This window comes from uncultured Pseudoflavonifractor sp. (assembly GCA_904419835.1).
Taxonomy (GTDB): domain Bacteria; phylum Bacillota; class Clostridia; order Oscillospirales; family Oscillospiraceae; genus Pseudoflavonifractor.
In genome coordinates this window covers 1-13,780 of sequence record CAJFTA010000059.1, presented here as the reverse complement: position 1 = coordinate 13,780, position 13,780 = coordinate 1, and the positions used below count along the sequence as shown (strand labels likewise).

14 protein-coding genes are annotated in these 13,780 nt (G+C 63.1%); 5 read left to right on the top strand and 9 right to left on the bottom strand.

The annotated features are described in order from the left end of the window. Positions 1 to 322 precede the first annotated feature (322 nt). The 4 genes from QZY67_RS09985 to QZY67_RS09970 all read left to right on the top strand — a co-directional run bounded on the left by QZY67_RS09985 (position 323) and on the right by QZY67_RS09970 (position 3,770). Positions 323 to 796: an RNA polymerase sigma factor gene (locus QZY67_RS09985; RefSeq protein WP_295369947.1), complete on the top strand. Its 474-nt coding sequence runs from the start codon at positions 323 to 325 to the stop codon at positions 794 to 796. A 185-nt stretch (positions 797 to 981) separates the two neighbouring features. After that, positions 982 to 2,754 (top strand): DUF4367 domain-containing protein, encoded by a 1,773-nt coding sequence (locus tag QZY67_RS09980; RefSeq protein WP_295369945.1) that lies wholly within the window; start codon positions 982 to 984, stop codon positions 2,752 to 2,754. Between the two features lie 214 nt (positions 2,755 to 2,968). After that, positions 2,969 to 3,559 carry a hypothetical protein gene (locus QZY67_RS09975; RefSeq protein ID WP_295369944.1) on the top strand — a complete coding sequence of 197 codons (591 nt, stop codon included), beginning with the start codon at positions 2,969 to 2,971 and terminating at the stop codon, positions 3,557 to 3,559. 34 nt (positions 3,560 to 3,593) lie between these two features. Continuing rightward, complete coding sequence (locus tag QZY67_RS09970; RefSeq protein ID WP_295369942.1) at positions 3,594 to 3,770, top strand: hypothetical protein; 177 nt, start codon at positions 3,594 to 3,596, stop codon at positions 3,768 to 3,770. A 56-nt stretch (positions 3,771 to 3,826) separates the two neighbouring features. On the opposite strand, the gene QZY67_RS09965 is transcribed toward QZY67_RS09970, so the two are convergent. Next, the gene (locus tag QZY67_RS09965; protein WP_295369940.1) at positions 3,827 to 4,384 is read right to left on the bottom strand and encodes a putative ABC transporter permease; all 558 of its coding nucleotides are present in this window, start codon (positions 4,382 to 4,384) and stop codon (positions 3,827 to 3,829) included. Between the two features lie 215 nt (positions 4,385 to 4,599). Between QZY67_RS09965 and pyrB the strand changes: the two genes are divergently transcribed. Further along, complete coding sequence (gene pyrB, locus QZY67_RS09960; protein ID WP_295369939.1) at positions 4,600 to 5,658, top strand: aspartate carbamoyltransferase; 1,059 nt, start codon at positions 4,600 to 4,602, stop codon at positions 5,656 to 5,658. Between the two features lie 321 nt (positions 5,659 to 5,979). On the opposite strand, the gene QZY67_RS09955 is transcribed toward pyrB, so the two are convergent. From QZY67_RS09955 to QZY67_RS09920, 8 genes are all read right to left on the bottom strand, one after another. Then, positions 5,980 to 6,576, bottom strand: a complete 597-nt coding sequence (locus tag QZY67_RS09955) for a chromate transporter (RefSeq protein WP_294536243.1) — start codon at positions 6,574 to 6,576, stop codon at positions 5,980 to 5,982. Continuing rightward, positions 6,573 to 7,136 carry a chromate transporter gene (locus tag QZY67_RS09950; protein WP_294536246.1) on the bottom strand — a complete coding sequence of 188 codons (564 nt, stop codon included), beginning with the start codon at positions 7,134 to 7,136 and terminating at the stop codon, positions 6,573 to 6,575. Before QZY67_RS09950 ends, QZY67_RS09955 begins: the two co-directional genes overlap by 4 nt. A gap of 39 nt (positions 7,137 to 7,175) precedes the next feature. Beyond that, positions 7,176 to 8,000 (bottom strand): hypothetical protein, encoded by an 825-nt coding sequence (locus QZY67_RS09945; RefSeq protein ID WP_295369938.1) that lies wholly within the window; start codon positions 7,998 to 8,000, stop codon positions 7,176 to 7,178. Beyond that, positions 7,990 to 8,475 (bottom strand): sigma-70 family RNA polymerase sigma factor, encoded by a 486-nt coding sequence (locus tag QZY67_RS09940; RefSeq protein ID WP_295369937.1) that lies wholly within the window; start codon positions 8,473 to 8,475, stop codon positions 7,990 to 7,992. The genes QZY67_RS09945 and QZY67_RS09940 overlap by 11 nt, the downstream gene beginning before the upstream one ends. Before the next feature lie 22 nt (positions 8,476 to 8,497). Next, positions 8,498 to 8,875, bottom strand: a complete 378-nt coding sequence (locus tag QZY67_RS09935) for a hypothetical protein (RefSeq protein WP_295369936.1) — start codon at positions 8,873 to 8,875, stop codon at positions 8,498 to 8,500. 349 nt (positions 8,876 to 9,224) lie between these two features. Next, positions 9,225 to 11,150, bottom strand: a complete 1,926-nt coding sequence (locus tag QZY67_RS09930; RefSeq protein ID WP_295369935.1) for an NAD(+) synthase — start codon at positions 11,148 to 11,150, stop codon at positions 9,225 to 9,227. 168 nt (positions 11,151 to 11,318) lie between these two features. Next, positions 11,319 to 12,584 carry a transcriptional regulator gene (locus QZY67_RS09925; protein ID WP_295369934.1) on the bottom strand — a complete coding sequence of 422 codons (1,266 nt, stop codon included), beginning with the start codon at positions 12,582 to 12,584 and terminating at the stop codon, positions 11,319 to 11,321. Next, positions 12,574 to 13,413 carry a DNA adenine methylase gene (locus QZY67_RS09920; protein ID WP_295369933.1) on the bottom strand — a complete coding sequence of 280 codons (840 nt, stop codon included), beginning with the start codon at positions 13,411 to 13,413 and terminating at the stop codon, positions 12,574 to 12,576. Before QZY67_RS09920 ends, QZY67_RS09925 begins: the two co-directional genes overlap by 11 nt. Positions 13,414 to 13,780 lie beyond the last annotated feature (367 nt).

Here is a 13,780-nt window from a genome sequence, read left to right as displayed (position 1 = left end):
ATTCACTTCCGCCGAGCAAGTCCAATCGGGGCCCCCGCGGGGCCTGCCCCGTGGGGTTAAGACCGGCTATCTGGCCCGATACGCCAGGCAGGTGACCAGCGCGGCCCGGGGGGCGGTGCTGGAGTAAAACGAGAAAAAAGTACAGTGCGGCGGGCTCTGTTCAGGCAGGGCCCGCCGTTTTCTGTGCCGTTGGAGCGGCCCTCACAGCGGCTGGCGGCTTGCAACGGACAGGAAAATTTGCTATGATTAAATAACCTCTATATACCGTATCAGCGGGTCGGCCCGCCGGAGAAAGGGGGCGCGGAGGCCGGTGCAACAGAATATGGACCAGTGGTTTACCGACCTATACCGGCTCAACGCGCCCAAAATGGTGCGGTATGCCTACGCCCAGCTGAGGCGGATGGAGATTGCCGAGGAGCTGGTGGAGGACGCGTTCGTGATGCTCCTGCGCAAGCAGGACCAGGTGGCGGAGCACCCCAACCCGTCGGGCTGGCTGTGGAAGACCCTCCAGCACCTGATCCTCACCGAACTGCGGGCGGCCCGGAACCGGATGGAGGTGCCGCTGGAGCAGGACTTTGACCTGGCGGCCCCTCATCGGGAGGAGGAGGCCCTGTCGGACTGCCTGCCGGAAGGGCTGACGCCCCGGGAGCGGCAGATCCTGCTCCTCTACTACGAGGAGGAGCTCAGCCACGAGGAGATCGCACGGAGGCTGGGCATCTCTGAGCTCAACTCCCGCACCAGGCTCTTCCGGGCCAGAGGACGGTGCCGGGAGCTGCTGGAAAAGAGTCAAAAATAGCGCGCAGTATACCCGTGCGATATGGGTACATTTTGCCCGCTTGCTGAACGCAATGGATAAAAAATTCCGTCCCCCTGTAACGAAACGCCGCGGTGATGCGATATTCCTTATGAAAGGGGCGCGGAAAGCGCCATATGGCGCTTTTATCGTCCGTTTTACGGACGATAAGGAGGAGGTGAACAAGGATGCCTGAACATCGGTGGGACGACATGGAGCCGGAGGAGCGGCTCGAGGCCCTCTCCGACTATCTGGATGAGATGGAGGAGGAAGCGTTTGACCCCGCGATCGTGGATCGCTGCCTGGCTGCCATGGAGGACCTGGAGCCGGAGGCATCCGAGTTTGACGCGGAGGAGGCGCTGAGGACCTTCCGCGGGAAGCACAGGGATCTGATCCGGGGAGACAGTGCCGCCGGGCGGGAGCAGCCCGAATGGAAGGTGCTCCCCGCCGTGCGCAGGCCCCGGAGACGCCGGCTTGCCGCCCGTGTGGCGGCTGTGGCGGCGGCAACGGCCGCAGGCTGCCTGCTGATCTGCCAGGCCGCGGGCATTGACGTGCTGGGATTCTTCGCCAGATGGGGCCGGGAGGAGTTCTGGTTCCCCGGCTCTGAGGCCGTGGCGGAGAGCAGCGCGGCGGTGACCGGGACCTATGCCAGCCTTCAGGCCGCGCTGGACGCCAACGGCATCACCGCGCCCCTGGCGCCCAACTGGACGCCGGGAGAGGCGGAGGGCTTCGGCGCTCTGACCCAGCGCGCCCAGGTCTCTCAGGAGATGCAGTCCACCCTGATTACGGCGGACTGGCGGGACAGTGCGGGCAGGGGATACGCCATGGAGATTGTCCGCTACGATCTGGCCGGCGCATCTGTCTCCCACGCCGCGGCGGGGGAGCGGGACACGGAGCAGTACGTCTGCGACGGCACATCTTACTATATCATGGACATGGGGGACGGCACGGTCCGGGTCCTCTGGAGCCGGGAGAACTTCAAGGCCGAGCTGACCGGCGAGCTGACGGCGGAGACGGCCAGAGCGCTGGTACGCTCCATCACCCGGCGGTCTGGCGAGCGGGTGTACCTGGCCCCCAGCGCGGACTACGAGCCCCTGGGCAACAGCATTCAGTCCATGCTGACGGTCCACAACCTGGACGCCCGCATGGCCCCCACCTGGCGGCCTGCCGGCTTCGAGAAGTGCGACATCAGCGCCGGGCGCAGCGGCTATGACAGCAAGGTCACCACGGTGCACGCGGTCTATGACAACCGTGAGAAGGAGCAGTCCCTGGCCGTCCACCTGGAGTGGTGGGATGACGCCGCCGCCGTCACGGCGCCTGTCTTTGAAGGCGTATCAGGCGAGCCGGTGTGCTACCTCCACAACGGCGTGGAATTCCGGATCTACACCTGCGGCAGCGGCCATGTGGCCGCCTGGCAGGAGGGACATGTCTCAGGCTATATCAGCGGCGACCTGACCCAGGACGAGATCAAGCGGATGGTGGATTCCATCCCCCGCTGGCCGCAGGAGCGGCCCGAGCAGGAGAACAGCGGCGGCCAGGTCATAGAGCCGGAGTATCAATGCTACGACAGCCTGGCCGGCGCCCTGGAAGACTATAATCTGGACGCGGGCCTGGCCCCGGCCTGGGTGCCGGAGGGCTTCGCGCTGGAGGAGGCAGAGGCTGTCGAGCTGCTGAACAGTGTGGAGCTGGAGGCCGTCTATGTGCGGGAGGGAGAATACCTCACAGTCCACCTCAGCCTTCTTGGCGAGGGGGACGACGGCCGCACCACGGTCTACATGAAGGACGACCGGCCGGTGACGGAATACCTCCACAACGGCGTCACCTACTACATCATGACCAACGGGGACTGGCGCACCGTGGCCTGGAAGAGCGGCAATATTGAGGGCTCCATCAGCGGCAGCTTTACCCTGGAGGAGGCTAAGCGGATGGTGGACTCCATCGCCGCTGTCCCGGAAGGCTGAGCCGCAGGGATGGACTTCATATGAAATAATGTGCTAAAATAACAAAAATAATTTTAAAATATAAAGATATATTGTACAATATAAACGTAAAACGATGGCGGCGGAGTTGGTCTTAATGAATGGATACGAGATGGGATGGCATTTCATGCGGTGCAACTAGTATCGCTTACAAAAAAGTCGAAAAGAGAAGGGATGAATTACAATGAGGCAAAGAGTGATAGCAAGGCTGCTCGCGGTCTCATTGCTTGTAGTTCCTGCATTGCAACTTTCGTCCTGTACAGTTGATACCGCGCCCGCCGCTGTCCAAGCTGGGAGTACCAGCTACTACATCTTGCGCGATAAAACCGGAGAAATCATCGACTACAACCTTCCTGTCCCCTTGGAGAGCATCGAGTCCCGGGCAGAGGATGGCACCTATCTGAACAAGACATCCATACAGACGGGGTCAATCTCCCGCTTTGACTGCGGCTATCACCCCCAGAGCTCCATTTGGAGCAACCCTACCCGATACTATTTTACGGAGAATGAGACAGTTCCCATTCGCTTTGAACTCGGTCTCACTTGCGAGATAAAATGTGACATCTCTATGAATGTCTCTGCAGCAGGATCCAGTGATCCCGACGCAATAAGGTCCTACCAGGCAGATCAGACCAGACAGTCCAAGATTCGTGTGTATGGCGATTTTGACTATACGGTCTACAAGGCGGAAGTGAGGAGCAGTGACACGGACGAGATATTGTATACCTTTGAGGTGGCGGAGGTAGAAAAAACCGGAGAGTTCTTTGAGGTTGTATACAAAACGTAACAGTGATTCCTCTGAAATGAAAGGGTGAGGCGCTATGGGCGTATGGAAAATTCTGTTCAGCATAGGGCTGGGGATGGCCTTTTTGCTGGCCGCCGTTGCGTTTACAGGAACGGGCATGCTGGAGGTGCTGGTTGCCCTGAACGCCGCCATCGGCATGGGGATCATCGCCCTGCTGGCTGTCATCATTGAAAAGATATCCAAGCCCAAATAACCACGCCGCGCATACGCCTCCGCGCCCCCGCCGTTCACCGGCGGGGGCGCTTTTTGTCAGGAGGCCTGCTTCCGCTTCCGCCCATGGCCCAGATGGAGGTACCAGCGCAGCGCCTCGGTGCTCCGCGTCCGCCGCAGGACGCGGAAGGTGAGGACGGCGTCGGCGGCCACCAGGACGGCGGCGGGGAGGGTAATCCAGCCGGGAATGGCGGGGAGGAGCACAGAGGCCCAGGGCTGGATCAGCCCCATAAGGCCCAGGGACAGCAGGCCCCACAGCCCGGAGAAGAGGAGGCACACCCGGCCCCCAAGCTGGAGGGGCAGGTGGCTGTAATCCCAGAAATCCACCCCGGCGGCGTAGTGGTAGACCACCGCCATGGCGTACTCGGCGGCGGTGGCGGCCAGGGAGCCGCAGAAAAACAGCAGCAGGGGATTGGACAGCACGGCGGGGGGCAGCAGCAGGATGAGCACAGCCCCCAGGCCGTACACCGGGCAGAGCGGGAGAAAGAGGTGGCACTTCCGGTCCCGCTTGGGATTGCCCGTGGCCCGGGCGAAAAGCACCTCCAACACAAACCCCACAAAGCTGTACAGCACAAAGTACCAGAACCATTCCGCCATGCCCGCAGCACCTCCGAAATATGAATTGCCTTTAGCATGGGCGGAACGGCGCAAAACATGCGGGCAATTTCTGACAAAAAACGGAATGTCCGGCCGGTCGGTGGAGTTTAACAGAGCTGGGCGGGAAAAAACGCGGAAATTAGTGAAAACACTCCTTGTCCGCGGCAGAAAAATGTGATATTATAATCCGAAAAATAAAATGGGGGAAGATGGGCATGCGGCATCTGATTGATTTTGGTGATTTGCCTCGGGAGGAGTGGGACGCGCTGTACCGGCGCTGCAGCGATATTATCGACCACCCAGCCGATTACATGGACGCCTGCAGGGGAAAGGTGATGGCGAGCCTCTTTTACGAGCCCTCCACCCGGACCAATTTCTCCTTCCAGACGGCGATGCTTCGGGTGGGCGGCTCGGTGTTCGGCTTTGCCGATCCCAAGTCCACCTCCACCGCCAAGGGCGAGACACTGAAGGACACCATCAAGATGGTCTCCGGCTATGCCGACGTTGTGGTAATGCGCAATCCCCGGGAGGGCGCGGCCAAGGCCGCCTCCCTGTACTCCGACGTGCCGGTGATCAACGCCGGAGACGGCGGACACATGCACCCCACCCAGACCATGGCGGACCTGACCACCATTACCCGCCTCCACGGCGGCGTGGACGGCCTGTCCGTGGGATTGTGCGGCGATCTGAAGAACGGCCGCACCGTCCACTCCCTCATCAAGGCCATGGCCAAGTTCCGGGACATCAAGTTCTACCTCATCTCCCCCCGGGAGCTGGCGGTGCCCGAGTATATGCGGGCCTTCATGCGGGAGAACGGCATGTGGTTTGTGGAGGTCACCGGCCTGGAGACCGTTATGCCCCAGCTGGATGTGCTCTATATGACCCGCATCCAGCGGGAGCGCTTTGTGGACCCCCTGGAGTACGAGCGGAACAAGGGGATCTATATTCTCACCCGCAGCAAGCTGGAGCGGGCCAGGAAGGAACTGCTGGTGATGCATCCCCTGCCCCGGGTGGACGAGATCGCCATCGACGTGGACGACGACCTCCGGGCGGTCTACTTCGAGCAGGCCCGGTACGGCATGTTTGCCCGCATGTCCCTCCTCATTGAGCTGGCCAACCAGCCCCGCATGAGCCCCGGCGCGGTGGAGATTGGCACCCATCCGGTGTGCAGCAACCCCAACTGCATCACCCAGACCGACCACTATCTGCCCCCGCTGGTGAAGAAGAACGGCGGCGTGGACTGCTGCGCGTTCTGCGACGCCCCGCTGGTGTAAGAGAAACGTTGAGAGGTCCCCTTCCAACGGAAGGGGACCTCTCTCAGTTCAGCGTGTCGAAAAACCTTGGTTGAACAGAATCGGGCTGTGTCGGGGCGGGGGAGCGCGAGGGGGCAGCCGCCCGCCTCGCGTGGAATCAAATGCCCCGGAAGCCTTGCTGTGCAAGGCTTCCGGGGAGCGGAGCGAGGACTTTTGCGCCGCTGCGGGGCGCGAAAGTAACGGCATTTTTGAAGTCTGTCGAAAAAGTCCGAGGACTTTTTCGACAGACTGAGGCCCCCTTCCAGCCGGAAGGGGGCCGTATTCGTTTTCGCCTGTATAGGATTAAAACCGGAACACGACGCCGACGACCGCCGCGGCGGCGATGTACACGATGGGGTGGAGCTTCTTCAGGGCCTTCACCTGCATGCAGGCAAAGACCAGGGCGGCCAGCGCCACGCCCTTCCAGTTGATGACGGCGGTGAGGGAGTTCCAGCCCGTCCAGGCCGCGCCGGTGAGCAGGGCGATCTGGGCCACCGAAAGGCCGGCGGCGGCAATGAGGCCGGTGGAGGCGGGCCGCAGGCCGGAGAATACGCCGTCCACCACCGCGCTCTGACGGAACTTCTGGAGAAACTTGGCAATGATAAGGATGACCAGGATGGAGGGGGCCACCAGGCCCAGGGTGGCGACGACCGCGCCCACGATGCTTCCAAACGGCAGGCCGGACTGTCCGCCCATGGTGAAGCCCACGTAGGTGGCCATGTTGACGCCCATGGCGCCGGGGGTGGACTCGGACACAGCCACCATGTTGGCCAGGTCGGCGGCAGAGAACCAGCCGGTCACATCTCCCAGGTGGCGCAGGAAGGGCAGGGTGGCCAGTCCGCCGCCCACGGAGAACAGGCCGACCTTAAAGAACTCATAGAACAGACGGAGGAATATCACTTTGCGGCCCCCTTTCCCCGGTTCAGGTAGCGGATGCAGGTGCTGATGGCCAGGCCGCATACGCCGGACAGGATAACCAGCAGCACCGGGGACAGCCCCACGAAGGCGGACAGCGCCAGCACAACCAGGAAGATGACGGCCGACCACCAGTTGACCACGGAGCCCTTTGCCAGCTTGATGACGCTGGAGAAGATCAGGGCGCAGACACAGGCGCGGATGCCGGCAAAGGCATGGATGACCACCGGGAATTCAGCGAAGTTCTGGAGAAAGGCGGCAATGATGCAGATGATCACAATAGAGGGGAACACCACGCCCAAAGTGGCGATGGTACCGCCCAGGCACCCGGCCTGGGTGTACCCCACAAAGGTGGCGGTATTTACCGCGATAATGCCGGGGGTGCACTGCCCCACGGCGTAGTAGTCGGCCAGCTGGTCCTCGGTGGCCCAGCCCCGCTTTTCCACCACCTCACGCTGGAGGATGGGCAGCATGGCGTAGCCGCCGCCGAAGGTGCAGGCGCCCAGCTTGGCAAAGGTTAAAAACAGGTCCAAATAGCGGTTCAAAATCTCTCAACCTCTTCCGGTATCTAAATAATGTTCAGCCTACTCGTGCCCCTGGTGCCGACCATTTCCGTAGCCGTGGCGGCCGTTTTGACTACCATGGCCGCCATTGTGGCCGGAACCGGCCTGCTGTTGGGCCAAACTGCTGGAGGATGACTGGCTTTGCTGACCGGACGAGGTCTCGGTCTCGCCGCCGGAGAGGGCGGCAATCCGGGAGCGGATCTCCCGCATGGACATGGCCTGCGCCTCCTCCGCCGTCACCGAGGGATCCAGCGCCTGGAGCGCCAGAAAAGCCCGGTACTTCCCCACCGACATACCCGCGTGGTGGGCGCCCTCCAGATCCGCGCTGCTGCCTGCATGGCAGTACACCCGTCTGCACCCCTGGGCGCAGGCCTGGGTGGCGGAGAGCAGCTGGGCGCTCTTGTCCGGATTATCACAGGCGACGGTGATGGACACGGCGCTGTCCTCTGCCAGATAGGTGGACATGGCTTCGCTGGAGAGAATCTCCTCCAGCGCCTGGGTGTAGGGCTGGAAGGACACGTCCAGAGTGCTGGCCAGGGCCTCCCCCTCCGGGTTGAAGGCCTCCACCGAGATGACCCGGTCCAGGCGGTTGAGGGACAGCTCCAGGGAAGGGTTTACATCCACGCTGATGGCGGACACCGGCACAAGCAGGGCGTAGTATCCGCCGGCTCCCAGCAGCACAAGCAGACAGGCAGCGGCGGCCGCGATGGCCCGGCGCAGGCGGGCGGCGGGGCGATGCCGGGCAGGGGACGCCCCGCCGGCATCGGCCAGAAAGGCCAGGGTGCGCTCCTTCAGCTCCGCCTCGGCGTGGACGCTGTCAAAGGCGGCGCGCAGCTTATCCTCCATATCCGTCACCTCCCAGCCTGTCCTTCAGCAGCTTTCTGGCCCGGGTAAGCAGAGTGTACACCGTGTTGGGGTTCTTGTCCAGAATGCGGCCAATCTCTGGGGCGGAGTAGCCCTCGTAGTAGTGGAGATACACCGCCTCCCGGTACTTTCCCGGCAGAGCGGCCACCGCCTCCAGCACCTCCCGGTGCTCCTCCGGCACATCGGCGGGGATATCCGGCAGTTCGTGAATGGACACCGTCCTGCTGCGGAAAAAGCCACGCAGCAGGTCCCGGCAGGCGTTGAGGGTGACCCGGATAAACCAGGCCTTCTCGTGCTCCTCGCTCTCAAACACGGCAGTGCTGAGGACATATTTCAGAAACACCGTCTGAAACACGTCCTCCGTGTCCGCGTGATTTTTCAGCTGCACCAGACAGATGCGCCGGACCGTATCGCCGTACCGGTCGATGGCCCGGAGTGCCTCCGCCTCGCTGCGCATGGACCTCCCCCATTTGAACCGTTTAGCTGTGCCGGCCTCCGTGGTGGCGGCCGCCGCCGTGACAGGAGCCACGGCCCCAGCCGGAACCGCAGCCGGAGCCCCGGCAGTCGGAGCCGCAGTTGTCGCAGATACCGTCGTTATCGGCATCCACAAAGCCCAGACCACAGCCGGAGCCCTGGCAGTCGGAGCCGCAGTTGTCGCACACGCCGTCATTGTCGGTGTCCACAAAGCCCAGACCACAGCCGACGCTCTTGCAGTCAGCGCCGTAGTTATCGCAGATACCGTCGCCGTCCGCATCCACAAAGCGGCTGGCATGTCCCCGCCCGGCGGCAAGAGCGCCCGCGGTCATCGCGGTGAGAACCAGTACCACAGCCAGCGTGCCAATCAATACCTTTTTCATCTTCTTACCCTCCGCAATCATAAGATAACCCCAAGGGGTTTCAACCATAATACGATTGGGGAAAGGATTTCCATTCGTTTGTGCAAACTATTTTTTGTTTTTCTTACAGCCGCCGCCCCATGGGCGACTGGCGGGGGAGGGATGGTTTTAGCTCAGGGTTTCCAGCTCCTCCAGCCAGAGCCGCGCGGAAGCGTCGCTGGGCATCCGCCTCGTCGCCGCAAGCTGCGCATCCCTCGCCTCCGCGGGGGCCGCGAAGGCTCGCTCGCTCCGCTGCGTCTCCTCTCCCCACGCGGCCCGCTGTGCTGGGCCCGCGCGGGGGCCCCATGGGCGACTGGCGGGGGAGGAACGTTTAGTTCAGGGTTTCCAGCTCCTCCAGCCAGAGCCGCGCCGAAGCGTCGCTGGGCATACGCCAGTCGCCGCGGGGCGACAGGGTCACCGAGCCCACCTTGGGGCCGTCGGGCAGGCAGGAGCGCTTGAACTGCTGGGCAAAGAACCGCCGGTAGAAGTTCTTCAGCCACTTGAGGATGACAGAGCGGTCGTACCGGTCCCCCAGGGCCTGTTCCGCCAGACGGAACACCTTCCGGGGCGGGAAGCCCCAGCGGACAATATAGTAGAGGAAAAAGTCGTGGAGCTCGTAGGGCCCCACCAGATCCTCGGTGCGCTGGGCGATCTCGCCGCCCACGGCGGGAAGCAGCTCGGGGGACACGGGGGTATCCAGAATGTCCTCCAGCACGTGGGACAGGCGGGGGTCCTCCGCCACCTTGTCCCCGGCCACAAAGGCCACCAGGTGGCGCACCAGGGTCTTGGGGATGGAGGCATTGACGCCGTACATGGACATGTGGTCGCCGTTGTAGGTGGCCCAGCCCAGGGCCAGCTCGCTCAGGTCGCCGGTGCCCACCACCAGGCCGCCGCACTGGTTGGCAATGTCCATCAGCACCTGGGTCCGCTCCCGCGCCTGGCCGTTTTCAAAGGTCACGTCGTGGTTGTCCATGGACTGGCCGATGTCCCGAAAGTGCTGCTTTACCGCCTCGCCGATGTCAATGCGCTTCAGGGTGGCCCCCAGCCGCCCGGCCAGCTCCACGGCGTTGTCCCGGGTGCGGTCGGTGGTGCCGAAGCAGGGCATGGTCACCGCGATAATATCCGACGCGGGCCGGTCCAGCAGCTTCATGGCCACAGCGGCGATGAGAATGGCCAGGGTGGAGTCCAGCCCGCCGGACAGGCCCACCACCGCGGCGGCGGCGTGGGTGTGCTCCAGCCGCCGCTTCAGGCCCAGAGCGGCGATCTTCAGGATCTCGTCGCAGCGCTCGGCCCGGTCCGTGCTGTCCTCGGGCACAAAGGGGGTGGGGGAGAAGCGGCGGGTGAGACGGGTCTCCTCCCGTTCCAGGTCAAAGTTGACGCGGCCAATCTCCATGGCCTCCTTGGAGGCGGCATAGGTGTTCATCCGGCGGCGCTCGTACACCAGCCGGTCCACGTCAATCTCACTGATGGTCAGGCCGCAGGCAAAGCGCCGCTCCGCCAGCAGGGCGCCGTTTTCCGCAATGAGGTTGTGGCCGGAAAAGACCATATCGGTGGTGGACTCGCCCTCGCCGGCGTCGGCGTACACATAGCCGCACACCAGCCGGGCGGACTGGCCGGTGACCAGGGCACGGCGGTACTCCGCCTTGCCCACCACCTCGTCGGAGGCGGACAGGTTGAGCATTACTGTGGCTCCTGCGGCGGCCAGAAGGCCGGAGGGGGGCTGGGTGCCCCACAGGTCCTCGCAGATCTCCACGCCGATGACCAGGTTGGGCATGGTCGTGCAGCCGAAGAGCTGACGGGCGCACAGGTCCACATCCTGGCCGCACAGCGGGATATAGAACTCCACACCCTCGCCGGAGGCAAACCATCTGCCCTCATAAAATTCGCCGTAATTGGGTAGGGAGGTCTTGGGCACCAGGCCCAAAATCTCTCCCCTGTGTATTACTGCCGCGCAGTTATACAGTTTGTTGTCCCATTTGCACCGCACCGGCAGGCCCAGAGCGGTGACCATGTCCAGATTCCGGGTGGCCTCCAGCACGGTGGCCAGGGCCTCCTCCGCGCCCCGGAGCAGGGTGTCCTGGAGAAACAGGTCCCCGCAGGTGTATCCGGTGAGGCACAGCTCAGGCAGCGCCAGAACCTTGACCCCCTGTTTGGCCGCCTCCCGCATCAGGGTGAAGCAGGCCTCCGCATTGTGGCGGCAGTCGGCAACCTTGATTTGGGGCGTGCCCGCCGCGACTTTGATAAATCCGTCCCGCATACAAATAACCTCCTTGACGGGGAAAGTAATCCTGCGAATTTAACACTATATTTTACCTCAACGGCTCAGGGATTGCAACAGCCCCCGGCGGGGCGAAAAACAGAAACACCCCGGCGGGGCGAAAAACAGAAAAACGCCCCGGATCCGGGCTCCGGAGCGCCTGATGAATCACTCTGCCAGGTCCAGAATCCAGTTGAGCCAGCCCGTCACGGTGGAGGCCCGGCGGAAGTAGGTGCTCTCCGATGCCACATGGTAGAGGCCGGAGGCCTTCATAATCTCCACCACCGCGCCGGCGGGGGGCATCTCTCCGCTGCGCAGGCACAGGCCCATGGCCTCCCGGAAGGGCCGGTGGCCCAGGATCTGCCCGGCCAGGGCCAGCTGCCGCTCCCGCAGGTCCATGGAGAGGATGCGCCGCCCCAGGGGCGTCAGGCGGAAGCGCACCGCGCCGTCCTGCCGATCCTTCTCCATCAGGCCCAGGTAGCGGCCCGCGTCGGTGTAGTAGTTGGTCTGCCGGGCGTCAAAGCCGTACTCGGCGGTGATCTCATCCCGGGTCATGTCCCGCCCGGAGAGCAGCTCGGCCAGGTTGACCACCCGGGCCATGCTGTTGGCCTGGGGGAAGGAGATCTCCGGCTCGGGCAGGAGGGGGGCGGCGGTGAGCAGCTGGCCGATGTCCGAGCGGGTGATGCCGGTGGCCAGGGTGTAGCTGCGCTGCTTCACCAGGCGGAGGGAGCAGTACCGGTCGGGCTGCTCAAACCGGTACTCGTACAGGTGGAACACGCCGTTGGTGAACACCAGGAACACGCTCTTCACCGGCTTGGTCACCCGCTCCGCCCACACCCGGTAGGGGTAGTAGAGCTGGCGGACCAGAAAGTCGTCGGCCAGGTCCCGCTTGGCCTCAAAGAGGGAGAGAAAGCGGCGGCCCTCGCAGGCGGCGTCAATCTCAATCTGGGCGTTGTTCACCTCCACCCGGCGCGCTCCGCCGGGCACGTCGATGGAGAAGGAGAACCGGCCCGAGCCCATGCGGCCGCTGACCGTGGGCACCACGGCCTGGTCCTCCAGAAAGTCCTCCAGAATCCCGCAGGCCGCCGCGCAGTTGAGGGCGATGGCCTCGCTGACCAGAAACCTGGGGGCCAGGCTCTGGAGCCCCACCGGGAGCCGCACCCGCCTGGGCGCACCCTGGGGCGGCTCAAAATCGTGGTAGGCGGCAAAGGGGGCGATGACATAGTCCCCCCGGGTCACCGGAAGGATGGCCAGGCCGTTGTCCGCAAACAGGGCGGGCAGGTTTACCCGGTGGTCGAATTTGGTCATAAGCCGGGGCTCCCGGAAGGCCTTGATCTGATTGGCGGAGATAAAAAACTGTCCCTCCGCCGCAATGCGGCTGAGGATGTCGTACTTCTGAAAGAGGGCCTCCCAGGCGCTGTCGTTAAGTCCCATAGTTGCGCACCAGCACCTCATCGATGGCGCCCCGGCGGCTGGCCACCGAGTTGACCGCCCGCCGGGCCTGGACGATGGAGACATGGTAGGAGCTGTACAGCTCGCGGATGAAAGGGGTGGCGGAATTGGAGAGCAGGAACTTTACGCCCCGGGCGGTGAGGGCGTCGCAGCACGCCTTGAGCCGCACCTGCTCCTCCCGGCCGAAGCCGCCCCTGTTGTAACCGGTGAAGCTGGCCGTGTCCGACACAGGGTCGTAGGGCGGGTCCAGATACACAAAGCCTCCCCTGGGCACCCGGTCCAGCACAGCGGCAAAGTCCTCGCTGAAAAAGGTGATGTCGCAGGAGTTGAAGTATCGGCTTACCCCCCGGATGGTCTGCTCGTTGACGATATTGGGCCGGCGGTAGTGGCCGTAGGGGGAGTTGAAGGCCCCCGAGGCGTTGACCCGGAAGAGGCCGTTGTAACAGGTCTTGTTGAGATAGAGCAGCCGGGAGGCCTTCTCCACGTCGGACAGGGCGGCGTAGGCCTCCCGGTCCCGGTCCAGATCCCGGATGCGGTAGAAATACTCCGGGGTGTTCTCGTGGCGGGACAGATGCTCAATAAGGGCGTCGGCGTTCTCCTTGATGACCCGATAGACGGTAATCAGATCCTGGTTCAGGTCGTTGACCAGGGCCCGCCTGGGCTGGAGGGCAAAGAGAACCGCGCCGCCGCCCAGAAAGGGCTCGCAGTAGGCGGACATCCGCTTGGGGATCAGGGGGAGGATCTGGGGCAGCAGCTGCCGCTTGCCCCCCACCCACTTGACCACAGGGGCCGCATGGGCAATGTGTTCCACGGCCGGTTCCTCCTTTCACACAAATACCTTAATACTCTAACACATGTTCGCCTGTTTGGGTACCTTTTTTTCAAACAAATATTTTTCGCTTTGGAACAAAAAATGAAGCCCGGCCTGTGGTCATGCATAAAAGCGTGACCACAGGCCGGGGATAACCTGTCCGTCCTCGGCGAGGGCGCGGGCTGTTAAGCGGATGATTCTTACTTTATCATATTTTTCACGCTTTGTGTCCGGGTTTGACATGTTTTTTCGGGGGTTTCAGCGTGTTGAAAAACCTCCCAGAAGAGGAAGCCTCGCAGAGTTCCGTCATCCGCAGATGACGGAATCAAATGAAAATCCGTCATTTTCGGGGACATGCGCCTCGAAA